At 57.8% G+C, this 24,006-nt stretch carries 20 protein-coding genes; 6 read left to right on the top strand and 14 right to left on the bottom strand.

The genetic code is table 11. From position 1 onward, the window contains the following. Positions 1–40 precede the first annotated feature (40 nt). From murG to ilvI, 13 genes are all read right to left on the bottom strand, one after another. A complete protein-coding gene (murG, locus tag RT657_RS05975) occupies positions 41–1,099 on the bottom strand; it encodes an undecaprenyldiphospho-muramoylpentapeptide beta-N-acetylglucosaminyltransferase (protein ID WP_313653077.1) in 1,059 nt (352 codons plus the stop codon). Then, positions 1,096–2,310, bottom strand: coding sequence for a cell division protein FtsW (gene ftsW, locus RT657_RS05970; protein WP_313653075.1), 1,215 nt, complete (start codon positions 2,308–2,310; stop codon positions 1,096–1,098). The genes murG and ftsW overlap by 4 nt, the downstream gene beginning before the upstream one ends. Beyond that, on the bottom strand, positions 2,310–3,626 hold the full coding sequence (gene murD, locus RT657_RS05965) for a UDP-N-acetylmuramoyl-L-alanine--D-glutamate ligase (RefSeq protein ID WP_313653074.1): 1,317 nt from the start codon (positions 3,624–3,626) through the stop codon (positions 2,310–2,312). The genes ftsW and murD overlap by 1 nt, the downstream gene beginning before the upstream one ends. A gap of 2 nt (positions 3,627–3,628) precedes the next feature. Then, the gene (gene mraY / locus RT657_RS05960) at positions 3,629–4,711 is read right to left on the bottom strand and encodes a phospho-N-acetylmuramoyl-pentapeptide-transferase (protein ID WP_313653072.1); all 1,083 of its coding nucleotides are present in this window, start codon (positions 4,709–4,711) and stop codon (positions 3,629–3,631) included. Next, complete coding sequence (murF, locus tag RT657_RS05955; RefSeq protein WP_313653071.1) at positions 4,705–6,063, bottom strand: UDP-N-acetylmuramoyl-tripeptide--D-alanyl-D-alanine ligase; 1,359 nt, start codon at positions 6,061–6,063, stop codon at positions 4,705–4,707. The genes mraY and murF overlap by 7 nt, the downstream gene beginning before the upstream one ends. Further along, complete coding sequence (murE, locus tag RT657_RS05950) at positions 6,060–7,547, bottom strand: UDP-N-acetylmuramoyl-L-alanyl-D-glutamate--2,6-diaminopimelate ligase (protein WP_313653069.1); 1,488 nt, start codon at positions 7,545–7,547, stop codon at positions 6,060–6,062. The genes murF and murE overlap by 4 nt, the downstream gene beginning before the upstream one ends. Next, a complete protein-coding gene (locus RT657_RS05945; protein ID WP_313653068.1) occupies positions 7,534–9,300 on the bottom strand; it encodes a peptidoglycan glycosyltransferase FtsI in 1,767 nt (588 codons plus the stop codon). Before RT657_RS05945 ends, murE begins: the two co-directional genes overlap by 14 nt. A gap of 16 nt (positions 9,301–9,316) precedes the next feature. After that, complete coding sequence (gene ftsL / locus RT657_RS05940) at positions 9,317–9,637, bottom strand: cell division protein FtsL (RefSeq protein WP_003854764.1); 321 nt, start codon at positions 9,635–9,637, stop codon at positions 9,317–9,319. After that, positions 9,634–10,575, bottom strand: coding sequence for a 16S rRNA (cytosine(1402)-N(4))-methyltransferase RsmH (rsmH, locus tag RT657_RS05935; protein WP_313653067.1), 942 nt, complete (start codon positions 10,573–10,575; stop codon positions 9,634–9,636). Before rsmH ends, ftsL begins: the two co-directional genes overlap by 4 nt. 2 nt (positions 10,576–10,577) lie before the next feature. Beyond that, a complete protein-coding gene (gene mraZ, locus RT657_RS05930) occupies positions 10,578–11,036 on the bottom strand; it encodes a division/cell wall cluster transcriptional repressor MraZ (RefSeq protein ID WP_111139399.1) in 459 nt (152 codons plus the stop codon). 489 nt (positions 11,037–11,525) lie between these two features. Next, positions 11,526–12,536, bottom strand: a complete 1,011-nt coding sequence (gene cra / locus RT657_RS05925; protein WP_313653066.1) for a catabolite repressor/activator — start codon at positions 12,534–12,536, stop codon at positions 11,526–11,528. Between the two features lie 194 nt (positions 12,537–12,730). After that, on the bottom strand, positions 12,731–13,222 hold the full coding sequence (gene ilvN, locus RT657_RS05920; RefSeq protein WP_009092152.1) for an acetolactate synthase small subunit: 492 nt from the start codon (positions 13,220–13,222) through the stop codon (positions 12,731–12,733). 2 nt (positions 13,223–13,224) lie between these two features. Continuing rightward, entirely contained in the window at positions 13,225–14,949 is a 1,725-nt protein-coding gene (gene ilvI, locus RT657_RS05915) for an acetolactate synthase 3 large subunit (RefSeq protein WP_313653065.1), read from the bottom strand. Between the two features lie 728 nt (positions 14,950–15,677). On the opposite strand from ilvI, the gene leuL reads away from it, so the two are divergent. From leuL to leuD, 5 genes are all read left to right on the top strand, one after another. Then, on the top strand, positions 15,678–15,761 hold the full coding sequence (gene leuL / locus RT657_RS19575; RefSeq protein WP_409520978.1) for a leu operon leader peptide: 84 nt from the start codon (positions 15,678–15,680) through the stop codon (positions 15,759–15,761). Between the two features lie 89 nt (positions 15,762–15,850). Continuing rightward, positions 15,851–17,413 carry a 2-isopropylmalate synthase gene (gene leuA, locus RT657_RS05910; RefSeq protein WP_313653064.1) on the top strand — a complete coding sequence of 521 codons (1,563 nt, stop codon included), beginning with the start codon at positions 15,851–15,853 and terminating at the stop codon, positions 17,411–17,413. Positions 17,414–17,415: 2 nt separating this feature from the next. Next, entirely contained in the window at positions 17,416–18,507 is a 1,092-nt protein-coding gene (gene leuB / locus RT657_RS05905) for a 3-isopropylmalate dehydrogenase (protein ID WP_313653063.1), read from the top strand. 4 nt (positions 18,508–18,511) lie between these two features. Then, positions 18,512–19,918, top strand: a complete 1,407-nt coding sequence (gene leuC, locus RT657_RS05900) for a 3-isopropylmalate dehydratase large subunit (RefSeq protein WP_313653062.1) — start codon at positions 18,512–18,514, stop codon at positions 19,916–19,918. A 3-nt stretch (positions 19,919–19,921) separates the two neighbouring features. Further along, positions 19,922–20,527, top strand: a complete 606-nt coding sequence (gene leuD, locus RT657_RS05895) for a 3-isopropylmalate dehydratase small subunit (RefSeq protein ID WP_313653061.1) — start codon at positions 19,922–19,924, stop codon at positions 20,525–20,527. A gap of 347 nt (positions 20,528–20,874) precedes the next feature. Here the strand turns inward: leuD and RT657_RS05890 are convergent, their stop codons facing one another. Beyond that, positions 20,875–22,053: an MFS transporter gene (locus tag RT657_RS05890; protein WP_313653060.1), complete on the bottom strand. Its 1,179-nt coding sequence runs from the start codon at positions 22,051–22,053 to the stop codon at positions 20,875–20,877. 252 nt (positions 22,054–22,305) lie between these two features. On the opposite strand from RT657_RS05890, the gene sgrR reads away from it, so the two are divergent. Beyond that, a complete protein-coding gene (sgrR, locus tag RT657_RS05885; protein WP_313653059.1) occupies positions 22,306–23,973 on the top strand; it encodes an HTH-type transcriptional regulator SgrR in 1,668 nt (555 codons plus the stop codon). Positions 23,974–24,006: the final 33 nt, after the last annotated feature.

The following is a 24,006-nucleotide window of genomic DNA, read 5'->3' as shown; positions in this document are numbered from 1 at the left end:
ACCCGCTCCGGGTACAGGTCAGACGCGCTGACCGGAATGATTACTTTGCGGCGCGAGCCACTTCCTGAGCGACACGTTCGGTCGCATCGGGGATCGCCACGTGACGGGCCTGTTCAGCCATCGTCAGCAGTGTTGCGCGATCCCAGTGGCGGAGCTGATCCGCGACGGCCTCCGCAGTAAATTGCGGCTGCTCAAAAATTCTGGCGGCGCCCGCTTTCTCCAGCGGCAGCGCATTCCAGTACTGCTGGCGATCTTTATGCTGAAACGGCACAAAAATCGCCGGTAAACCTGCGGCAGCGACCTCGCTCACGGTTAACGCACCCGAGCGACACACCACCAGGTCCGCCCAGTCATAGGCGGCCGCCATATCGTCAATAAACTCGGTCACCCGGTGCTGGGTCTGGCCGGCCTGCTGATAGGCTTTCTCCGTTTCGGGCAGCGCCCCTTTACCGGTCTGATGCCACAGGGTGATCTCATTACCCACCCGCGCCGCCACCTGCGGCAGGGTCTGGTTCAGTATCCGTGCGCCCTGACTGCCGCCAATCACCAGCACCCGCACGGGGCCATGACGATTGGCCATCCGCTGTGCAGGCAACGGCAGCGCCAGCACATCGGTACGCACCGGGTTCCCTACCACGTCAGCGGCGGGGAATGCGCCCGGGAAGGCCTGCAGCACTTTGGTGGCGATTTTCGACAGCCACTTGTTGGTCAGTCCGGCGATGCCATTCTGCTCATGCAGCACCACCGGAATTCCGCAACTCCAGGCCGCCAGACCGCCAGGGCCGGAAACGTAGCCGCCCATGCCCAGTACGACATCCGGCTGCCAGGCTTTCATGATGCGACGCGCCTGACGCCATGCGTTGAAAATGCGCAGCGGTGCCTGCAGGAGAGCTTTCAGGCCTTTGCCGCGCAATCCGCTGATGCGGATAAAGTCGATGTCGATGCCATGCTTCGGCACCAGATCGGCTTCCATACGGTCAGCCGTACCCAGCCAGCGAACCTCCCAGCCCTGCTCCATCAGATGATGGGCGACAGCCAGACCGGGAAAGACATGCCCACCGGTTCCGCCTGCCATCACCATCAATCGCTTACCGCTCATCGACCACCTCGGGTAAACGCCTGCGCTTTCGCCAGGCGCGTTTCATAATCTATGCGTAATAAAAAGACGATGGCCGTCGACATGATGATCAGACTCGACCCACCGTAACTGATCAGCGGTAACGTCAGACCTTTGGTCGGCAACATGCCCGCGGCAGCCCCGACGTTAACCAGCGCCTGGAAGCTGAACCAGACACCGATCGAACAGGCCAGAAAACCAGAGAAACGCTGATCCAGCTCCAGCGCACGGCGACCAATCGACATCGCACGAAAAGCGACGAAGAATACCATTAAAAGTGCCAATACCACACCGACGTAGCCGAGTTCTTCCCCGATGATGGCGAAAATAAAGTCGGTATGCGCTTCCGGCAGATATTCCAGCTTCTGGACGGAGTTACCCAGTCCCTGGCCCCAGAACTCTCCGCGACCAAATGCCATCAGCGACTGCGTCAGCTGATAGCCGCTGCCAAAAGGATCTTCCCACGGATTCCAGAATGAGGTCACACGGCGCATACGGTAAGGTTCTGCGATGATCAGCAGGATCACCGCAAAAATACCGGATCCGATGATGGCCATGAACTGCCACAGTTTGGCGCCCGCCAGAAACAGCATCGCCAGCGTCGTCACAAACAGCACGACGACCGTACCGAGGTCGGGCTGCGCCAGCAGTAAGACCGCCAGCACCACCATCACGCCCATCGGCTTACAGAAGCCCCAGAAGTTGTTTCGCACCTCTTCCACTTTGCGAACCAGGTAGCTGGCGAGATAGCAGAACAGAGAGAGTTTCGACAACTCGGCAGGCTGAATACGCAGCGGCCCCAGCGCAATCCAGCGCGAGGCCCCGTTAACGGAGCTACCGACCACCAGAACAATCAGCAGCATCGCCACCGTCACCATCAGCATCACATTGCTATAGCGTTGCCAGAAATCCATCGGCACCCGCAGCGTTACCAGCGCCATCCCAAAGGCCAGCGCGATATAGAACGCATCACGCTTGGCAAAATAGAACAGGTCATCATTCAGACGCTGACCGACCGGCATAGAGGCCGATGTCACCATCACAAAACCGATCACCGCCAGGCCCAGCGTCAGCCATAACAGCGTGCGGTCATAGAGCACCAGCGACGTGTCATCGCTCTCGCGTGCGCCCATAACCCAGTCTTTCAGTCGTCCGGCAAAGAATTGCGCCACTCCGGCACCGGGAATACGCATCAGCTCAGCTCCTTCGCCAGTTGCGCGAACTGCTCGCCGCGCTGCTCAAAGTTACGGAACTGGTCGAGGCTGGCGCAGGCAGGTGACAGCAGTACCATATCGCCGGCGCTGACCTGCGGCGCAATCTGCTCCATTGCCTGACGCAGCGTCTCCGTGCGCACGGCAATCTCCGGACGCAGTGCCGCCAGCGCATCCCCATCGCGACCAAAGCAGTAGAGGCGGATATGGTCGCCCTGCAGCCAGGGAATCAGTGGTGAGAAGTCGGCAGACTTTCCATCCCCGCCCATCAGCAGCCACAAGGTTCCCTCCACCTGCAGACCATTCAGTGCCGCTTCGGTACTGCCGACGTTGGTGGCTTTGGAGTCATTAACCCAGCGCACGCCCTGATGTTCATGGACCAGCTGGAAACGGTGCGCCAGGCCGCTGAACTGCGTCAGGGCAGCCAGACTGGAAGCACGAGGCAGCCCGACCGCATCGGCCAGCGCCAGCGCGGCCAGCGCATTCGCATAGTTGTGCTGCCCCACCATCTTCATTTCAGCTGTGTTCAGCACTTTCTCACCCTTTACCCGCAGCCAGATACTGCCCTGCTGCTTGTTGAGGTGATAGTCGCCGACATCGATACCAAAACTGATGCAGCGCTTATCTGCGCCACGCACCGGCATCGTCAGCGCATCATCAGCGTTTACGACACAGGTCCGGGCGTTCTCGTAGATCCGCAGCTTGGCCGCGCGATACTGCTGCATCCCCAGCGGATAACGATCCATGTGATCTTCGCTGACATTCAGCACGGTGGCTGCCGCCGCGTTAAGACTGTAGGTGGTTTCCAGCTGGAAGCTGGAGAGCTCCAGCACATAGAGCTGTGCGGGAGACTGCAGCAGACTCAGCGCGGGCAGGCCAATGTTGCCACCGACGCCCACCTGCCAGCCTGCCGCTTTTGCCATCTCACCAACCAGCGTGGTGACAGTGCTTTTGCCGTTGGAGCCGGTAATAGCGACGATCGGCGCCTGCGCCTCGCGGCAGAACAGCTCGATGTCGCCAACGATTTCGATACCGGCCTCGACCGCTTCGCTGAGAATCGGGTGCGCCAGCGCGATGCCCGGGCTGGCCACAATCAGGTCAGCGGCCAGCAGCCAGTCGGCGTTGATTCCGCCCAGATGACGTTCAACCTGCCCGGGCAGTTTATCCAGCCCCGGCGGCGAGACACGGGTATCCATCACGCGAGGCGTTACGCCCTGCGTCAAAAAGAAATCAACACAGGAGAGCCCGGTCAGGCCCAGCCCGATGATGACGACTTTTCTACCCCGATAGTCAGCCATGATTAACGCACCTTCAGCGTGGCCAGGCCAATCAGCACCAGCATTAGCGAAATAATCCAGAAGCGCACAATCACGCGCGGTTCCGGCCAGCCTTTGAGTTCATAGTGGTGATGGATCGGCGCCATGCGGAAAATACGCTGGCCGCGTAATTTGAACGATCCCACCTGCAGGATCACCGACAGCGTTTCAACCACAAACACGCCGCCCATAATCACCAGCAAAAATTCCTGACGCAGCAGCACGGCGATGGTGCCCAGTGCGCCGCCCAGCGCCAGCGAGCCCACATCACCCATAAAGACCTGAGCCGGATAGGTGTTAAACCACAGGAAGCCCAGCCCTGCCCCGACGATGGCGGTGCAGACGATCACCAGCTCACCTGCGTGACGCAGATAAGGGATGTGCAGGTACTCCGCAAACTTGACGTTACCGGTGGCCCAGGCCACCAGCGCAAAGCCTGCTGCGACAAACACGGTTGGCATGATAGCCAGACCATCCAGGCCATCGGTCAGGTTGACCGCGTTACCCGTGCCGACAATCACAAAGTAGGCCAGCAGCACATAAAACAGACCCAGCTGCGGCATGATGTCTTTGAAGAAAGGCACCACCAGCTGGGTCGCAGGCGTATCTTTGCCTGCCGCATAGAGTCCGAAGGCTACGCCCAGCGAAATCACCGACATCCAGAAATATTTCCAGCGCGCAATCAGCCCCCTGGTGTCTTTGCGCACCACTTTGCGGTAGTCATCAACAAAGCCGATGATGCCGAAGCCGATCAGCACGAACAGGACACACCAGACGTACGGATTCGAGGGATAGGCCCACATCAGCACGGAGACGGTAATGGAGGTCAGGATCATAATGCCGCCCATGGTCGGCGTGCCGCGCTTGCTGAAGTGCGACTCCGGGCCGTCATTACGGACGACCTGGCCAATCTGTAATTTCTGCAGCCAGGCGATCAGGCGCGGCCCCATCCAGAGCGAGAGAAATAATGCGGTCAGCAGGCTGACAATGGCGCGAAACGTCAGATACGAAAAGACGTTAAAGCCGGAATAAAAAGCGACCAGATGCTCGGCCAGCCAAACTAACATGTTCCTTTCTCCTTTAAGCTCTGTACTACCTGCTCCATGGCGGCACTACGTGAACCTTTTATCAAGACAGTAATTTCTGAGTGTTCGGACAACAACTGACGCAAACGTTCAGTCAGCGCCGTCTTATCGCTGAAATGTTCGCCAACTCCGCTGCTTTCGCTGATGAAATGGCTGAATTTGCCGGTAGTCAGCACACGATCGATACCAGCTTCACGCGCCGCATCCCCGACTTCGCGATGACATTTTTCTGTTTCGTCACCCAGTTCCGCCATGTCACCTGCGACCAGCACCCGATAGCCGGGCATCTCTGAGAGCACCTGCGCGGCAGCGGTCATCGACCCGACGTTGGCGTTGTAGCTGTCATCCAGCAGCAGCTGGTTCGCAGAGAGACGAACCGGGAACAGGCGGCCCGGCATCGACTGCAGGTTTCTGAGTCCCTGCTGAACAGCGCTGAGCGGAGCATCTACTGACAGCGCCAGCGCCGCCGCCGCCAGGGCGTTAGCGATGTTGTGACGTCCTGGCAGAGGCAGCACAATGTCGACCGTGCCGCGCGGCGTCTTCATCACGAAATGGGTGCCATCCTGCGCGATGCGGATGTCATGGGCAGAAAAATCACATTCTGCCGCCTGCGGCGAGAAGCGCCACACCGTTTTATCCTGCAATGTGTGCTGCCAGTTGGGCCAGTCGTTGCTCCCGGCGTTCAGGATCGCAATTCCCCGCGCCGGTAAGCCCTGGAAAATCTCCCCTTTGGCTTTGGCGACACCTTGCAGTGAACCAAAGCCTTCCAGATGGGCGGCGGCCAGGTTATTCACCAGCGCGCTTTCCGGCTTCACCAGATCGGTGGTGTAGGCGATTTCGCCCTGATGATTGGCACCCAGTTCGATCACCGCATACTGATGCGCTGCGGTCAGCCGCAGCAGTGTCATCGGCACGCCATAATCGTTGTTCAGGTTACCCGCCGTGTAGAGCGTTTCACCACACTGACGCAGAATAGCGGCTGTCATCTCTTTAACTGAGGTCTTGCCGGAGGAGCCGGTCAGCGCCACCACACGCGCGGTGGACCGCTGACGAACCCACGCGCCCAGTCTGCCAAAGGCAATACGGGTATCCGCCACCACCACCTGTGGCACAGCCACAGGTAAATGCTTACTCACCAGCAAAGCCTCTGCACCACTGGCAATCGCGTCAGCGGCAAAGTCATGAGCATCAAAACGTTCGCCGACCAGTGCGACAAACAGGCTGCCTGCGGTCACGCGGCGGGTGTCGGTGGTCACATCGTTCAGCGTCAGATCGCTGCCGTGCAGCGTGCCGCCGGTGATCTGCGCCAGCGTCTGTAATGAAACCGGGATCATGCTGCGCCTCCCAGCAGTGCCGCCACGGTGGCACGATCGGAGTAGTCGAGACGGCGATTGCCGATGATCTGATAATCTTCATGGCCTTTGCCGGCCACCAGCACGATATCATCGGGCTGCGCCTGCATAACGGTGTTCGTCACCGCCTGCGCGCGGCCCGCGACCACGCGGGCACGCCCCGGGTCCAGCAGGCCGGTCAGAATGTCGTTCACAATCGCCTGTGGATCTTCGCTACGCGGGTTGTCATCCGTAATGACCACGACATCCGCATACTGCTCTGCGATCGCGCCCATCAGCGGACGTTTACCTTTATCACGATCGCCGCCACAGCCAAACAGGCACCAGAGCCTGCCTTTGCAGTGCAGGCGGGCCGCTTCCAGCGCCTTTTCCAGCGCATCTGGTGTATGGGCATAGTCCACTACCACCGTGGGTTTTCCTGCGGCGCTGAAGACTTCCATGCGCCCGTTGACCGGCTGCAGCTGTGGCGCCACGCTGACCAGCGTGGCCAGCGGATAACCCAGCGACAGCAGCGTTGCCAGCGCCAGCATCAGGTTGCTGACGTTGAAGGCGCCCAGCAGCGGGCTGACGATCTCGCCATTGCCCCAGCTGGAGCTGAAACGGATGTGCGCACCGTTATCGTGATAAGTCACTGCCTCGGCTTTCAGCCAGCGGCCATGACAGCCCGGCTGAAGGTTGTCTTCCAGGGTGACGGCTACGGCATCGGGTAAACGCGCCAGCCAGCGGCGGCCAACCTCATCATCCGCGTTCAGGATCGCCTGGCCGACGTGGTGTTCAGAAAACAACAACCATTTGGCTGACTCGTAACCCTGCATATCGCCGTGATAATCGAGATGATCGCGGCTGAGATTGGTAAAGACCGCAGCGGCAAACGGCAGTGCCGCCACGCGATGCTGTACCAGACCGTGCGACGAGACTTCCATCGCAGTCAGGGTCGCCCCTTTTGCGGCCAGATCGTGCAGCAGATGCTGAACATCAACCGCCGAACCCGTGGTGTTTTCCGTCGCCGATAAGTGACCGACCAGTCCATTGCCGACGGTGCCCATGACCGCGCTGGTTTCACCCAGCAGCGCCGCCCACTGCGCCAGCAGCTGTGTAGTCGTGGTTTTACCGTTAGTGCCGGTGACGCCAATCAGCGTCTGCTTTTCGCCCGGCTGCTGATAAAAACGGCCTGCCAGCGCCGACAGGCGCTGAGGCAGCTGCGTCAGATAGATAACGGGCACACCGTGTATTTCGCGGATTTCGCCATCAGCCGCTTCGCCCTCGGCTTCCGCTACCACTGCCGACACGCCCTGCGCAATCGCTTGTGGAATAAAACGGCGTCCGTCGACCTGGTGGCCTGCAACAGCGACAAACAGATCGCCAGAAGCCGCCAGGCGGCTGTCCAGGGTCATGTCGCGCAAAGGGCGCGCCGGCGCGCCTGGCACCCAGGGGCCGAGTACGTCGCGCAGGTTACGATCTGTCACTTGTTTCCTCACTTCTGTTAGTCACCAGCTCGTTCTTATCATTCGTCGGTAACGCATCCGGCTCGATGTTCATGGTGCGCAGTACGCCGCCCATGATGGCACCAAACACCGGTGCGGAAACCGCACCACCGTAATACTTGCCGGCCTGGGGATCGTTGATCACCACCACCAGCGCAAATCGGGGACGACTGGCAGGCGCTACGCCTGCGGTATAAGCAATATATTTGTTAACATAGCGTCCATCCGGACCGACCTTTTTCGCCGTACCGGTTTTTATCGCAATCCGGTAGCCTTTAATGGCCGCTTTAACGCCACCGCCACCGGGCAGCGCCACGCTTTCCATCATGTGCATCACGGTCTTCACCAGTGATTCATCGAAAACGCGCTGACCTGCGACGGGGGGATCAACTTTGGTGATCGACAGCGGACGGTTGATGCCATAGCTGCCAATCGTTGCGTAGACTCGCGCTAACTGTAACGGCGTTACCATTAGCCCATAGCCGAAAGAGAAGGTGGCCCTCTCTATGTCAGACCACCGTTGTTTTTTAGGGTATAAGCCACTGCTTTCCCCGACCAGCCCCAAATTGGTCGGTTTGCCCAGCCCAAAACGCGCGTAAGTTTCTACCAGCGCTGAGGAGGGCATCGCTAACGCCAGACGTGAAACACCGACGTTACTCGACTTCTGTAAAACCCCTGTCAGGGTCAGTTCGTTGTAGCGTGCGACGTCCTTGATCTCATGACCATTGACGCGGTACGGCACGGTATTCAGGACGCTGTTCTCTTTGACCACGCCGCGCTGCAATGCCGTCATCACCACCATCGGCTTCACGGTCGAGCCAGGTTCAAAAATGTCGGTGATCGCGCGGTTGCGCATCAGATCTTTTGAGGTGTTGCTGAGGTTATTCGGGTTGTAGGCAGGGCTATTGGCCATCGCCAGCACTTCACCCGTGTTCACATCCACCAGCACCGCCGTTCCCGACTCCGCTTTGTTGAAGGCCACGGCATTGTTCAGCTCACGGTAGACCAGCGCCTGGAGGCGCTCATCGATACTGAGCGTGAGGTTGTGGGCCGCCCGGCTGTCCACGGAAGAGATATCTTCGATAACCCGGCCATAGCGATCTTTACGTACCGTTCTTTCGCCCGGCGCGCCAGTCAGCCACTTGTCAAAGCTCTTTTCGATGCCTTCAATGCCCTGGCCGTCGATATTGGTAAAGCCAATCAGATGGGAGGTCACCTGGCCGGCAGGATAGTAGCGGCGCGACTCTTCACGCAGATGAATACCCGGCAACTTGAGCTTTTTGACGTAGTCGCCGATGGCCGGATTGACCTGGCGCGCCAGATAGACAAAGCGGCCTTTGGGATTCGCATTGACGCGGGCCGCCAGTTGATCGAGCGGAATCGAGAGCGCATCGGACAGTGCCTTCCAGCGGCTGTCCAGCGTCACACCGCCCCCGGCGTGTAGCTCTTTGGGATCCGCCCAGATCGCATTCACCGGCACACTCACCGCCAGCGGACGCCCGGCGCGATCGCTGATCATCCCGCGTGAGGTCGGCACGGCCTGAACGCGCAGCGAACGCAAATCGCCCTCTTTAACCAGCTTGCCCGGATTGATGACCTGCAGCCAGGCCACCCGCGACAGCAGGCCGCCCAGCGCCAGCAGAATACAGCCGCACAGCAACGCAAAACGCCAGCTAACAAAGCTGGCCTTATCTTCCGGTTTCTTTAACTTCAGCGTTCTGCCTGTACTGCTCATTCGCTATCTGAAATCCTTATTTCTGCACCACGATATTTTCTTGTGAAGGATCAACGTGCTGCAGTTGCAGCTTCTCGGTGGCAATGCGTTCAACACGACTGTGATCGCCTAGCGCATTCTCTTCCAGAATCAGGTTGCGCCACTCAATGTCCAGTGCGTCACGTTCCAGCACCAGTTGCTCACGCTGCGCAGTGAGCAGACGTGTTTTGTGGGTGGTGGTCACCACCAGCACAGCCGACACCACTACTGCGATTAGCAACAGCACCGGAATCTTGCCCTTTCGCAGCAGATCCCCGCCAATCACGGCAGGCAGACTGTGACGCTCGTTACCGATCATGCGTCGGTTTTCTCCGCGATACGTAATACCGAGCTACGGGCGCGTGGGTTTTCGGCCACTTCCGCATCACCCGGCGACATCTTGCCCAGCAGTTTCAGTTCGCGGCCGCCCAGGGCGCGCAGCTGATGTTCGGTCATCGGCAATCCGGCAGGCACCTGTGGCCCGCGACTCTGGTCGCGCATAAAGCGTTTAACCAGCCGATCTTCCAGCGAATGGAAGCTGATGACAGAGAGACGGCCCTGGGGAGCCAGTACCTCAACCGCACCTTTGAGGGCGATATCAATCTCTTCCAGTTCGCTGTTTATCCAGATACGAATGGCCTGGAAACTGCGCGTGGCCGGGTGCTTAAACTTATCTTTCACCGGTGTGGCAACGGCAATGACTTCAGCCAGTTCGCGGGTGCGGGTCATCGGCTGTTCACGATTGCGTTCAACAATGGCCCGGGCGATGCGCTTAGCAAATCGCTCTTCACCGTAGGTCTTCAGGACGAAAGCAATGTCAGCCTCTTCCGCATTCAGCAACCACTCTGCAGCGGAGTGGCCGCGCGTTGGGTCCATGCGCATATCCAGCGGTCCGTCGCGCATAAACGAAAAGCCGCGCTCCGCGTCATCCAGCTGCGGCGATGAGACGCCCAGATCCAGCAGGATGCCGTCAATTTTTCCAGCCAGATCACGTTCAGCAACATACTCTGCGAGGGCGGAAAAAGGACCATGAATAATGGAAAAGCGCGGGTCAGTGATGTCGGCGGCGGCAGCAATTGCCTGCGGATCCCGATCGATAGCGATCAGTCTGCCCTTCTCTCCCAGTTGGGAAAGAATCAGGCGTGAATGACCACCGCGACCAAAGGTGCCGTCAATGTAAATACCGTCTTCCCTGATATTGAGGCCGTTAACCGCCTCATCCAACAGTACGGTGGTATGTTTGAAATTTTCCTGCATAGCTATAGCGACAAGTCCTGCAACCGCTCAGATAAAGGCTCCTGAGCCGACTGTTCTGCGTCAATATCGTCCCTGACTTGTTGATACCAGGTCTGTTCATCCCACAGCTCAAACTTGTTGAACTGTCCAACCAGCATCACTTCTTTGGTTAATTTTGCATGCTGCCGAAGCGTATTCGCCAACAGCAGGCGGCCCGCGCTGTCCATCTGACATTCACTGGCATGGCCCAGCAGCAAACGCTGCACACGACGCTCAAGTGGATTCATACTGGAAAGGCGTGCCAGCTTTTTTTCAATGATTTCCCATTCGGGCAGGGTATAAAGCAACAGGCATGGCTGGTGAAGGTCGATGGTACAGACCATCTGCCCCTGAGATTCCCCGATCAGCAAATCGCGATAGCGCGTGGGTACGGCAAGCCGCCCTTTGCTGTCGAGATTGACTAACGTTGCTCCGCGGAACATGCCAGTCTCTCCTCCTGGTCACCCGTTTACACCACTTTATCCCACTTTTTACCACGAAACGAGTTTAAGGATCCGGGGAAATCATTGTCAAGCCGGAGCGGTAGCTGAATATCACTCTTTACAGAGCGCAAAATTAATCTCTGGCGACGATATAATCGAATGAAAAAGAAAAGTAAAAAAATAAGCTAATGAATAATTGAATAAAAAAAATGCCCCGTAAAAAAACGCTTAAAAATGAAACAATGTGACCGACTTAATATTTATCACGGCCTGGCAGAGAGCAGCGGCATTTTAGGGGATTTCCGAAAGGAAGTCTGGTGGCTTCAGGTTCTGTGGGGATGAGAAGTGTGCAGAAGTTGTAAGCAAATAATAAAATCTGCTCTTTCTGCTTTGTCAGATTTGATGAGAAGAATTTACGCTTTTTTACGTCGACCTGTTTATTTAATCAGTTAAATAAAACGGGCGGGTAGGCTAATACCCGCCAGACATTCATTTCACTCTTCGGCTTAATTGTCCGCGACGGTATAAATTACGGCGAATGCGGGTTAAACCTGGTTTGGGTTTTCTGGGCTCATCCAGCGACGCTAAAACTAATTCCAGCACGCGCTCTGCCACATCCCGATGTCGCTGCCCGACAGCCAGCACCGGACACTCAAGAAAATCGAGCAGTTCGTGGTCACCAAACGTAGCAATGGCCAGTTCGGTTGGCAGACGCCCGTCTCGTTTCAGCGTCACATCCATCACCCCCTGCAGCAAACCAAAGGAGGTGGTAAACAGCGCCTCCGGCATCGGGTGGTCTTCAAGATAACGTTCGAACAGCGCCGCAGCGGCTGTCCGCTCGAAACTGTTGCAGTAGATGTAGTCGATGGGACGGGGATCGTCTTTCCAGGCGTCGCGAAAGCCCATTTCACGCAGGAAACTTACGGACAGCTCAGGTAATGCCCCCAGGAAGAGCACATTTTTAACATCCAGCTGACGCAATTCAGCCGCCAGCGTCTGTGCATCGTCCTGATCGGCACCGACGACGCTGGTAAAGTGTTCACGATCCAGCGCCCGGTCTAAGGCGATGATCGGCAGCGAATGGTTAATCCAGCGCTGATAAAAGGGATGCTCTGGCGGTAACGAGGTTGAGACGATAATCGCATCGACCTGCCGCTGTAGCAGATGCTCAATGCAGCGCATCTCGTTATCGGGCTGATCTTCCGAGCAGGCGATCAGCAACTGGTAGCCCCGCTGACGCGCCTGGCGCTCCAGATAGTTCGCAATACGGGTATAGCTGGTGTTTTCCAGATCGGGAATCACTAATCCAATCGACCGCGTGCGCCCGGCGCGCAATCCGGCGGCCACCGCATTGGGGTGATAATTGTGCTCACGTACCACCGCCATCACTTTCTCAACAGTTTTATCGCTGACGCGATACTGCCGCGCTTTACCATTGATCACATAACTGGCCGTAGTGCGCGATACGCCTGCTAAACGCGCGATTTCATCCAGCTTCACGATAATCCCACCCTCAACTCCGCGTTGCGGCAAAATAGCCGCAGTTACGCTATGGATAACCTATGACTCTCATCTAACAGCAGAAAAGTGCGCGGAGCAACCGCTTTTCTGATTGTAATCCGCCTGGCGCATAAAAAATAAAAAAACCCGGCATTTCGCCGGGTTAGGTCAGGATTGATGATGACGCTGCGTGATTAACGCATAATGCGGTCGCCGCGGGAAACCCCTACTATTCCGGAGCGTGCCACCTCAACAATTTCGGCGACTTCACGCACGGAGTTCAGGAAGGCGTCCAGTTTGTCGCTGGTGCCTGCCAGCTGAACCGTGTACAGCGTCGGCGTCACGTCGATAATCTGACCGCGGAAGATCTCAGCATTGCGCTTTACCTCCTCCCGGCCATAACCGCTGGCCTGAATCTTCACCAGCATGATTTCGCGCTCAACGTAGGCGCCCTGCCCCAGTTCAGTAACGCGCAGGACATCGACCAGCTTGTGCAGCTGCTTCTCGATCTGCTCCAGCACCTTCTGGTCGCCGACAGTCTGAATTGTCATCCGCGACAGAGTCGGATCGTCAGTTGGTGCCACGGTCAGGCTTTCGATATTGTAGCCGCGCTGCGAAAACAGGCCGACGACACGGGATAATGCGCCGGATTCATTCTCCAGCAGAACTGATAAAATACGACGCATAATTATGTCCTCTCCGTTTTGCTTAACCACATCTCATCCATGCTGCCACCGCGAATCTGCATCGGGTAGACGTGCTCGCTACCATCAACGGTGATATCCACAAAGACCAGACGCCCCTTCGCCAGGGTCTCCAGCGCCAGCGTCAGCTTCTCTTCCAGCTCCGCCGGATGTTCGATGGCGATGCCAACGTGACCGTAGGCTTCTGCCAGGCGGACGAAATCAGGCAGCGACTCCATATAAGACTGGGAGTGACGTCCCGAGTAGATCATATCCTGCCACTGCTTCACCATGCCCAGCACCCGGTTATTCAGGTTCAGGACCAGCACTGGCAGATCGTACTGCAGCGCGGTCGACAGCTCCTGAATATTCATCTGGATACTGCCGTCGCCTGTTACGCAGATGACCGTCTCTTCCGGCAGCGCCATCTTCACGCCAAGGGCGGCAGGCAGGCCGAAGCCCATCGTGCCGAGACCGCCGGAGTTGATCCAGCGACGCGGCTTATCGAAAGGATAATAGAGCGCAGCAAACATCTGGTGCTGACCAACATCCGACGTCACATAGGCGTCGCCTCGGGTCAGACGGCTGATGGTTTCGATCACGGCCTGCGGTTTGATTTTGTCGCTGGTGCGATCAAACTCCAGGCAGTGACGGCTGCGCCAGCCTTCAATCGCCTGCCACCAGTCGTGCAGACTCTCGCTGCCCGTTGGGCTGTCGCTCTGCGCCTGTAACTCCAGCATCTGCTGCAGCACCTGTTTCGCATCGCCGACAATCGGAATATCGGCCGCCACCGTCTTGGAGATAGAGGTCGGGTCAATGTCGATGTGCATTATCGTCGCGTTGGGGCAATATTTCGCCAGATTGTTGGTGGTGCGGTCATCGAAGCGAACGCCAACGCCAAAAATCAGATCGGCATTGTGCATCGTCATATTGGCTTCGTAGGTGCCGTGCATGCCCAGCATGCCAACGCACTGACGGTGGGTGCCCGGAAACGCGCCCAGCCCCATCAGCGAGGTTGTGACCGGCACATTCAGGCTTTCAGCCAGCTGCAGCAGCTCCGCTTCACAGCCTGCGGTGATGGCGCCTCCACCGGCATAAATCACCGGCTTCTTCGCGGCCAGCAGGGTGGTCAGGGCGCGTTTGATCTGCCCTTTATGCCCCTGGATGGTCGGGTTGTAAGAGCGCATGCTGACCGTTTCCGGCCAGTGATAAGGCAGCTTATTGGCCGGGTTCAGAATATCTTTTGGCAGGTCGATGACCACAGGGCCAGGGCGTCCGCTGGCAGCCAGCCAGAACGCCTTTTTCAGCACGCCGGGGATCTCTTCGGTGCTTTTTACCAGGAAGCTGTGCTTCACCACCGGGCGGGAGATGCCGACCATGTCGCACTCCTGAAAGGCGTCATAGCCAATCAGTGACGAAGGAACCTGGCCCGACAGAATAACCAGCGGGATCGAGTCCATGTAAGCGGTGGCAATACCGGTAATCGCATTGGTGGCGCCGGGGCCGGATGTGACCAGTACCACTCCAACCTCGCCGGTTGCGCGCGCAAGGCCATCCGCCATGTGCACCGCACCCTGCTCGTGACGCACCAGAATGTGATCGATACCGCCGACGGTTTGCAGCGCATCATAGATATCCAGCACTGCGCCACCGGGATAACCGAATACCTGCTTAACGCCCTGATCGATTAACGAACGGACGACCATTTCGGCTCCTGACAACATCTCCATCTTCTGCCTCCAGGCTGCAGAACCTGACGCTGCTGATATGCCCGCCGGGCATATCGCACCGCGCCGGTGCCTGCTTTGCCAATCTAAAACGTATGTTTATTCACGACAGCGACCCAGCGGTCGCGGTCCGGTTACAGAGAAATCTGCTGCGTTCATTGTTCTGAGAGTAGGTCGATTACCATAACCGCACTTAACCGGGCAGGCAAACCACAAACCGGCGTAAATTAAAAGGCGGGGGTGTAAAGGCTCTGCCCGAAAAGAATTGGCTGCGCGGATTAAACTAATTTCGCCGCAGAACCGCAGCGGAAAATGCTGAATAAGAAATTATTTTCAGCGTGATATAAGAAATAACAAAAACTTATTACGCCGGTCTCCAGTCCACAATCGCCTGACACTTTTCTTTTCTGGCGTAATTAACCACTAAATCAGTCAGTCACATGCGATTATGCTAATAAAGGGGTGATAAATCCTGTGCGCAGCAGGAGCCCGTCATGATAAAAAACAATACATTTCAAACAGATAAATTCATAAAGGAGATAAATAAGTTGGCCACGACGAGGCAGTGACCACTGTTGCTGTTATCGCGTTGTTTAATCCGCTGCCTGGCCGTTAAATAACAGAATATCTTCCTTCAGCGCCATAGAGAATAACCCTGCATTGATGGTTGACATCCCCCGGTGATTCCAGTACCAATATGTGCAGCACAAAATTTTATAAGGTTTGAATCCATGTTTCTTTTTGCTCGCCTTCTCGGTCTACTACTAAACGCACACAGCTTGCGCGGTAGACTTGTGGGCGGAATCAAACACTGATTCAAACCTGCTGAAAGTTAAAAACCCGCGCCTGTCGCGGGTTTTTTTATGCTCGTTGCCAGGCCAGAAAACGCATAAGGATGATTACGATGAGTCAGCAAGTCATTATTTTCGATACCACTCTGCGCGACGGTGAGCAGGCCTTACAGGCCAGCCTGAGTGTGAAAGAAAAATTGCAGATCGCGTTAGCGCTGGAGCGCATGGGCGTGGATGTAATGGAAGTGGGTTTCCCGGTTTCCTCACCTGGCGACTTTGAGTCCGTACAGACCATTGCACGCACCATTAAAAACAGCCGAGTCTGCGGTCTGGCACGCTGCGTGGAGAAAGATATTGATGCCGCGTACGAGTCGCTGCGCGTGGCCGAAGCGTTCCGCATTCATACCTTTATCGCTACCTCACCGATGCACATCGCGACCAAACTGCGCAGCACCCTGCCTGACGTGATTGAGCGCGCGGTGCATATGGTAAAGCGTGCGCGTAACTACACCAGCGATGTAGAGTTCTCCTGCGAAGATGGCGGCCGTACCCCAATTGATGACCTGTGCCGGATGGTCGAAGCCACGATTAATGCCGGTGCCACCACCATCAATATCCCTGACACCGTCGGCTACACTCTGCCGGGCGAATATGCCCATATCATCAGTGAACTGATGAACCGCGTGCCAAACATCGACAAAGCGATCATCTCTGTGCATACCCATGACGATCTGGGTATGGCGACCGGCAACGCCCTGGCAGCGGTTCAGGCTGGCGCACGTCAGGTTGAGGGAACGATGAACGGCCTGGGCGAACGTGCCGGTAACTGTGCGCTGGAAGAGGTGATTATGGCGATTAAAACCCGCCAGCAGATCATGAACGTCCACACCAATATCCATCATCAGGAAATCTATCGCACCAGCCAGATGGTCAGCCAGATCTGCAACATGCCGATCCCGGCCAATAAAGCGGTAGTCGGTTCCAACGCCTTTGCTCACTCCTCCGGCATCCATCAGGATGGCGTGCTGAAGAACCGCGAAAACTACGAGATCCTGACGCCGGAGTCGATCGGCTTACACAAAATTCAGCTGAACCTGACGTCTCGTTCCGGTCGTGCGGCGGTAAAACATCGTATGGAAGAGATGGGCTATGCCGAGCAGGATTACAACCTGGATACCCTGTATGACGCCTTCCTGAAGCTGGCCGACAAAAAAGGTCAGGTCTTCGACTACGACCTGGAGGCGCTGGCTTTTATCAACAAACAGAACGAAGAGCCGGAGCATTTTCAGCTGCACGAATTCAACGTCCAGACTGGCTCCGGCATTACCGCCACCGCCTCCGTCAATCTGGGCTGCGGTGATGAGGCCAAAGCCGATGCGGCAACCGGTAACGGTCCGGTGGATGCGGTCTATCAGGCGATTAACCGGATTACGCAGTTTGACGCCGAGCTGGTTGACTACAAACTGACCGCTAAAGGCCATGGCGAAAACGCGCTGGGCCAGGTCGATATCGTGGTCGCCTATAACGGCCGCAAGTTCCACGGCGTCGGTCTGGCGACGGATATCGTCGAGTCCTCCGCCAAAGCGATGGTCAACGCCCTGAACAACATCTGGCGTGCGCGTCAGGTTGAACAAGAATTGCAGCGCAAATTTAAAGATCAGAAGGAAACCGTATAACCATGTCCAGCTCCTCTCATATCGCAGTTTTACCCGGTGACGGCATCGGCCCGGAAGTGATGGCACAGGCGATGAAAGTGCTGGAGGCGATCCGTCAGCGCTTTGATATGCAGATCACCACTCAGGAATATGCGGTCGGCGGCATCGCTATCGACCAGTATGGCGAACCCCTGCCACCAGCAACCGTGGCTGGCTGCGAACAGGCCGACGCGATCCTGTTCGGTTCCGTTGGTGGCCCGAAATGGGAACACCTGCCACCGGCTTCACAGCCCGAGCGCGGCGCCCTGCTGCCGCTGCGTAAGCACTTTAAGCTGTTCAGTAACCTGCGTCCGGCGGCGCTTTACAGCGGACTGGAGGCATTTTGCCCGCTGCGCAGCGACATCGCCGCCAAAGGCTTCGATATTCTGTGCGTACGTGAACTGACGGGCGGCATCTACTTCGGTCAGCCGAAAGGACGCGAAGGCAGCGGCCCGGAAGAGCGTGCTTTCGATACTGAGGTTTATCACCGGTTTGAGATCGAGCGCATTGCCCGCATCGCCTTCGAATCAGCACGCAAGCGTCGCAACAAGGTCACGTCAGTTGATAAAGCAAACGTGCTGCAGACCTCGGTCATGTGGCGCGAGATCGTCAACGAGGTAGCTAAAGATTACCCGGACGTGCAGCTTAGCCACATCTATATCGACAACGCCACCATGCAGTTGATCAAGGATCCTTCCCAGTTTGATGTGCTGCTCTGCTCCAACCTGTTTGGTGACATCCTCTCTGACGAATGCGCCATGATCACCGGCTCGATGGGGATGCTGCCCTCGGCCAGCCTGAACGAAGCGGGCTTCGGCCTGTTTGAACCGGCGGGAGGTTCCGCGCCGGATATCGCAGGACAGAATATTGCTAACCCGGTCGCTCAGATCCTGTCGCTGTCGCTGCTGCTGCGTTACAGCCTGAATGCCGATGCGGCTGCCGACAGTATCGAACGCGCCATCAGCCGTGCGCTGGAACAGGGCTACCGCACCAAAGATTTAGCCGGTGATGGCCCAGCGGTCAGCACAGATGAGATGGGCAGCATCATTGCCCGCTTTATCGCCGAGGAAAAATAAAACAATGAAAACCTTATACCAGAAGTTATTTGATGCACATGTCGTTCACGAAGCGCCGGATGAAACGCCGTTACTCTATATCGATCGCCACCTGATCCATGAAGTGACTTCGCCGCAGGCTTTCGATGGATTGCGCGCACATGGGCGTAAAGTCCGTCAGCCGGGCAAAACCTTTGCCACTATGGATCACAACGTCTCGACGCAGACTAAAGATATCAATGCCTCCGGCGAGATGGCGCGTATTCAGATGCAGGAGCTGATGAAGAACTGCGCGGAGTTTGGCGTCCAGCTGTATGACCTGAACCACCCTTTCCAGGGCATCGTCCACGTTATCGGCCCTGAGCAGGGCATGACGCTGCCCGGCATGACCATCGTCTGCGGCGACTCGCACACCGCGACGCACGGCGCCTTTGGCTCGCTGGCTTTTGGTATCGGCACCTCTGAAGTCGAGCATGTGTTTGCCACTCAGACCCTGAAGCAGGGTCGGGCTAAAACCATGAAGATCGAAGTGCTGGGCCAGGCCTCCACCGGCATTACCGCAAAAGATATCGTGCTGGCGATCATCGGCAAAACCGGCAGTGCCGGCGGCACCGGCTATGTCGTTGAATTCTGTGGCCCGGCGATCCAGGCGCTGAGCATGGAAGGCCGTATGACACTGTGCAACATGGCGATTGAAATGGGCGCGAAAGCGGGCCTGGTTGCACCGGATGAGACGACCTTCAGCTACCTGAAAGGTCGCCAGTTCTCGCCGCAGGGTGAGAAATGGGAACAGGCCGTGGAATACTGGCGCACCCTGAAGTCTGACGAGGGCGCGCAGTATGATGCGGTAGTCACGCTGCAGGCGGAAGAGATTGCGCCGCAGGTGACCTGGGGCACCAACCCGGGCCAGGTGATCGCGGTGGATCAGCTGATCCCGAATCCGGCCTCGTTTGCCGATCCGGTTGAGCGCGCCTCTGCAGAAAAAGCGCTGGCCTATATGAACCTGCAGCCGGGCATCCGACTGACCGACGTCGCCATCGATAAAGTGTTCATCGGCTCCTGCACCAACTCCCGTATTGAAGATCTGCGCGCAGCGGCGGCGATTGCCAAAGGCCGCAAGGTCGCGCCGGGTGTGATTGCGATGGTGGTACCAGGTTCCGGTCCGGTGAAGGCGCAGGCTGAAGCGGAAGGTCTGGATAAAATCTTCCTGGAAGCGGGCTTTGAATGGCGTCTGCCAGGCTGTTCAATGTGTCTGGCGATGAACAACGACCGTCTGAATCCGGGCGAACGTTGTGCATCCACCAGCAACCGTAATTTTGAAGGCCGCCAGGGCCGTGGTGGCCGGACGCACCTGGTCAGCCCGGCGATGGCCGCGGCAGCTGCCGTGACCGGCCACTTTGCCGACATTCGTGAACTGACGACAGGAGCTTAAGTCATGGCGAAAAAATTTACTCAGCACACCGGCATTGTCGCGCCGCTGGATGCCGCGAACGTGGATACCGACGCAATCATCCCTAAACAGTTTTTGCAGAAGGTCACCCGTACCGGCTTTGGCCAGCACCTGTTCCATGACTGGCGTTTTGAAGATGACGCCGGCACAGTACCCACGCCCGGCTTCGTACTGAACAAGCCTGAATTCAAAGGCACCAGCATCCTGCTGGCGCGCGAGAACTTTGGCTGCGGATCCTCACGCGAGCATGCTCCCTGGGCACTGACCGATTTCGGTTTTCACGTCGTCATCGCGCCGAGCTTTGCGGATATTTTTTACGGCAACAGCTTCAACAACCAGCTGCTGCCGGTAAAATTAAGCGAAGAGCAGGTGGATGAGCTGTTCAGACTGGTTGCGGCTCAGCCAGGCATCCGCTTCACCGTTGATCTGGAAGCGCAGACGGTTACCGCAGGCGATAACGTTTATCCGTTTGAGCTGGACAGCTTCCGCCGCCACTGCATGATTAACGGCCTCGACAGCATCGGCCTGACGCTGCAGCATGAAGCGTCTATTTCGCAGTATGAGCAGAATCAGCCCGCTTTCCTGCGCTGATTGCGTCAGAACAGGGCGGCATCCCGTCGCCTGAGGTTGCTGGCAACCCCGGTTCTGGCCCGCGATGAGATCGGGCCTGCGAAGGCAACACGGTCAGATCGGAAAGTTGCTTAAACCTTCCCTGGCCGCTCGGCCCGCGCGATTACGCACCTCATCCCTGAGGTGCGCCCGTTACCGGGCCAACGCTCTGCGTTGTTCAAAAACGCTCCCGGCGTTTTTGTCCATGGCGCGGGACGATTTCCTCCTCTGCCCGTATTTCTTTCGTGTAAAGCGTGTTGTTGCGGTCAGACTCACGCGAATCAGAGTTTGTCAGAAATCCAGGAGCGACATCCTGTCGCCCTTCTTCTTTATACGTCGCGCACCCGCGCCGACATCACCAGCGCCACCACCGCCAGCCCGAACGCCAGCCAGTAAACCGCCTCATGGCCCAGCCGCTCGCTGAGCGTGCCCTGAATGACGCCCGCCAGGATCATGCCGGTCGAGATTGAGTTGGTGAACAGTGTGGTCGCAGCGCCAGGCCGCCCCGGCATCAGATCCTGGAACCATAACATCCCGATACCCGCAATAATCCCGACAAACACGGCGTTAAACAGCTGCAGCACCATCAGCGATGCACGGGAGTTAAACAGCACCAGCCCCAGATAAAACAGCACGCCTGCCGCTACCGCGATGAGCATTAACCGCCGCTTACCGATACGCCGCGCGTAATGTCCCGCCAGCAGCATGACCGGGATCTCCAGCCCGGCCGCCGTACCCATCAGCAGACCGGCCAGCTTCTCCGGCAGGCCCAGCGTGGTGCTGATATAGAGCGGCATATCGATGATATACATGGTGTTGCAGGTCCACATGACCACCGAGGCGATGAACAGCAGGCGCACGTCCCGGTCGCGCCAGCCGCTGACTGGCAGCCCGCCGCTCTGCATCAGCGGCTGGCTGCGCGGCACCGACGGCAGGGTAAACCAGACCAGCAGGATGCAGAGCAGAAACAGCGCGGCCGCCACGATAAATAGCGTGACAAAACCGTAGTTCAGCGCGAGGGCAAAGGAGAGCGGCGGGCCGATCACCCACGCCAGCGAGAGCTGCGCGCGCATTACCGAACTGAACATCACCGCTTCGCGCGCTGACTGGTCGGCATACTCCCGCGCCAGCGCAAACAACTGAGGCATAGAGACACTGGCCAGCGCCGACAGCAGTACGCCAAGGGTGAGCAGCGTCAGATAGTGTCGGGTAAAGGCGAACAGCAGCGCATTGGCCAGCGCCATCAGGCAGCAGAAGAGAATAATATGACGACGGTCGCCTACGCTGTCAGAGCGCTTTGCCACCAGCATACTCACCACGATCCCGGCCACCGCATTGATAGTAAAAAACAGGCCAACCCAGAAGGGCCGCGCCTGCACCTCACGCGTCAGAAACAGGCTGAGGGTCGGCGCCTGCAATGCACCGGCCACGCCCAGCATAAAAGAGGCGACCATAAAGGCGAGATAAACCGGATTGATGCGGCGCTGCCGCGTTAACAGCGATTTCATAGCGAAATCCCTTTCAGGACAAACAGGGGAAAAAAGAAGGGTAGACGATACCGCGCAACATGAAAAAAGCCAGCAGAGATCCTCTGCTGGCGGTGAAAATGCACCCTACTCAGAAAAGCACGTCGCTAAAGCGCGGCGTGAGGGTCGAACGCCATTCCCTGCGGAATGCCTCCCGCTCTTCCCATTGCACAAAGTCTGCTCTTAAAATAGGGCAGGAAAAACAGAGCGCTTTTCAGCAGGAGTTCCTCTTTTATGTCCTCATCACGACTGAAGCAGCAGTTCATCCGCCTGTGGCAGAGCTGTCAGGGGCAGACGCAGGCGATCACCCTCAGCGAACTGGCCGATCGGCTGCACTGCTCACGCCGCCACATGCGCAACCTGCTCAACCGGATGCAGGCCGCGGGCTGGCTGATCTGGCAGGCTGAGGCCGGACGTGGCAAGCGTTCACAGCTCACCTTCTGCTACACCGGACTGGCTTTACAGCAGCAGCGCGCCGAGGACCTGCTGGATCAGGATCGCATCGATCAGCTGGTTCAGCTGGTCGGGGACAAAAATCAGGTGCGCCAGATGATCGGTGCGCATCTGGGCCGCAGTTTCCGCCAGGGCAAACATATCCTGCGGGTGCTCTACTATCGTCCGCTGCTCAATCTGCTGCCCGGCTCACCGCTGCGACGCTCGGAAACCCATATTGCCCGCCAGATCTTCAACGGTCTGACGCGGATAAATGAGGAAAACGGGGAAGCCGAACCGGACATTGCGCATCACTGGCAGCAGACCTCCCCGCTTCACTGGCGCTTCTTTCTGCGTCCGGCCATTCGTTTCCATCACGGCAGAGAGCTGGAAATGGAGGACGTGCTAGCCACGCTGGCACGCCAGCGGCCTCACCCGCTCTTCGCCCACATTGCAGAGATTGCCTCGCCTGCCCCCTGGACGCTCGATATCCACTTAAGCCAGCCCGACGCGTGGCTGCCCTGGCTGCTGGGCAGCGTGAGCGCGATGATCCTGCCACGCGAATGGCCCACCCTGCCCGATTTTGCCCGCCAGCCGGTGGGCACCGGCCCCTACCGGGTGATCCGCAATCAGGCGAGCCAGCTGAAGATTGAAGCCTTTGATGACTACTTTGGTTTTCGCGCTCTGATCGACGATGTCTCTATCTGGGTGCTGCCCGACATCAGCGATGAGCTGGTCTATGCCGGTGTCCGTCTGCAGGGCGAGAGCGAGAGCAGCGATGAAGTTCAGGAGGAGAGCCGTCTGGAGGAGGGATGCTACTACCTGCTGTTCGACCAGCGTTCCGCACAGGGGCGCAACGCGGCGATCCGGCGCTGGGTGAGCTATCTGTTTAACCCCATCGCCCTGCTTAACCACGCAGGCGTCGGATATCAGCGTTACTGGTTCCCGGCCTATGGCCTGCTGCCGCGCTGGCACCACCGCCGCGACCTGACGCCGGTCGAAAAGCCGCCAGGCCTGACCCACCTGACGCTGACCTGGTACAGCCAGCACGTTGAGCATGAGGGTATCGCCAATGCCCTGCGGCCGCTGCTGGCTCAGCATGGCGTGACGCTGGTGACCCGCGAGATCGACTACGAAAGCTGGTATCAGGGCGAGGCGGAAAGTGACCTCTGGCTCGGCAGTGTGAATTTCACCCTGCCACTGAACTGGTCGCTGTTTGCACAGCTCTATGAGATCCCGCTGCTGCACCACTGTCTGCCCGTCGACTGGCACGGGGAAGCCGCGCGCTGGCGCGAGAACACGCTGCCGCTGGCCGAATGGAGCAAACAGTTAGTTGAAGAGGCAGGCCTGCATCCGCTGTTCCACCACTGGCTGCTGCTCGAAGGTCAGCGCAGTATGCGCGGCGTCCGGATGAATACGCTGGGCTGGTTCGATTTTAAATCAGCCTGGTTCGCGCCACCGGCGCTGTAATGCTTTCGCCACGCCGCTGAAATGACTAGAATG

It is taken from the genome of Pantoea sp. (assembly GCF_032114055.1).
Taxonomy (GTDB): domain Bacteria; phylum Pseudomonadota; class Gammaproteobacteria; order Enterobacterales; family Enterobacteriaceae; genus Pantoea.
This window is presented reverse-complemented; position numbering and strand designations above follow the sequence as displayed.

Bases quoted from the DNA above. Each gene is read 5' to 3' on its own strand.
- murD (WP_313653074.1), bottom strand. From the start codon at position 3,626: ATGGCTGACTATCGGGGTAGAAAAGTCGTCATCATCGGGCTGGGCCTG.
- leuB (WP_313653063.1), top strand. From the start codon at position 17,416: ATGTCCAGCTCCTCTCATATCGCAGTTTTACCCGGTGACGGCATCGGC.
- rsmH (WP_313653067.1), bottom strand. From the start codon at position 10,575: ATGCAGGAAAATTTCAAACATACCACCGTACTGTTGGATGAGGCGGTT.
- RT657_RS05890 (WP_313653060.1), bottom strand. From the start codon at position 22,053: ATGAAATCGCTGTTAACGCGGCAGCGCCGCATCAATCCGGTTTATCTC.
- leuA (WP_313653064.1), top strand. From the start codon at position 15,851: ATGAGTCAGCAAGTCATTATTTTCGATACCACTCTGCGCGACGGTGAG.
- murG (WP_313653077.1), bottom strand. From the start codon at position 1,099: ATGAGCGGTAAGCGATTGATGGTGATGGCAGGCGGAACCGGTGGGCAT.
- leuC (WP_313653062.1), top strand. From the start codon at position 18,512: ATGAAAACCTTATACCAGAAGTTATTTGATGCACATGTCGTTCACGAA.
- ftsW (WP_313653075.1), bottom strand. From the start codon at position 2,310: ATGCGTATTCCCGGTGCCGGAGTGGCGCAATTCTTTGCCGGACGACTG.
- sgrR (WP_313653059.1), top strand. From the start codon at position 22,306: ATGTCCTCATCACGACTGAAGCAGCAGTTCATCCGCCTGTGGCAGAGC.
- RT657_RS05945 (WP_313653068.1), bottom strand. From the start codon at position 9,300: ATGAGCAGTACAGGCAGAACGCTGAAGTTAAAGAAACCGGAAGATAAG.
- leuD (WP_313653061.1), top strand. From the start codon at position 19,922: ATGGCGAAAAAATTTACTCAGCACACCGGCATTGTCGCGCCGCTGGAT.
- ilvN (WP_009092152.1), bottom strand. From the start codon at position 13,222: ATGCGTCGTATTTTATCAGTTCTGCTGGAGAATGAATCCGGCGCATTA.
- ilvI (WP_313653065.1), bottom strand. From the start codon at position 14,949: ATGGAGATGTTGTCAGGAGCCGAAATGGTCGTCCGTTCGTTAATCGAT.
- mraZ (WP_111139399.1), bottom strand. From the start codon at position 11,036: ATGTTCCGCGGAGCAACGTTAGTCAATCTCGACAGCAAAGGGCGGCTT.
- leuL (WP_409520978.1), top strand. From the start codon at position 15,678: ATGTTTCTTTTTGCTCGCCTTCTCGGTCTACTACTAAACGCACACAGC.
- mraY (WP_313653072.1), bottom strand. From the start codon at position 4,711: ATGTTAGTTTGGCTGGCCGAGCATCTGGTCGCTTTTTATTCCGGCTTT.
- murF (WP_313653071.1), bottom strand. From the start codon at position 6,063: ATGATCCCGGTTTCATTACAGACGCTGGCGCAGATCACCGGCGGCACG.
- ftsL (WP_003854764.1), bottom strand. From the start codon at position 9,637: ATGATCGGTAACGAGCGTCACAGTCTGCCTGCCGTGATTGGCGGGGAT.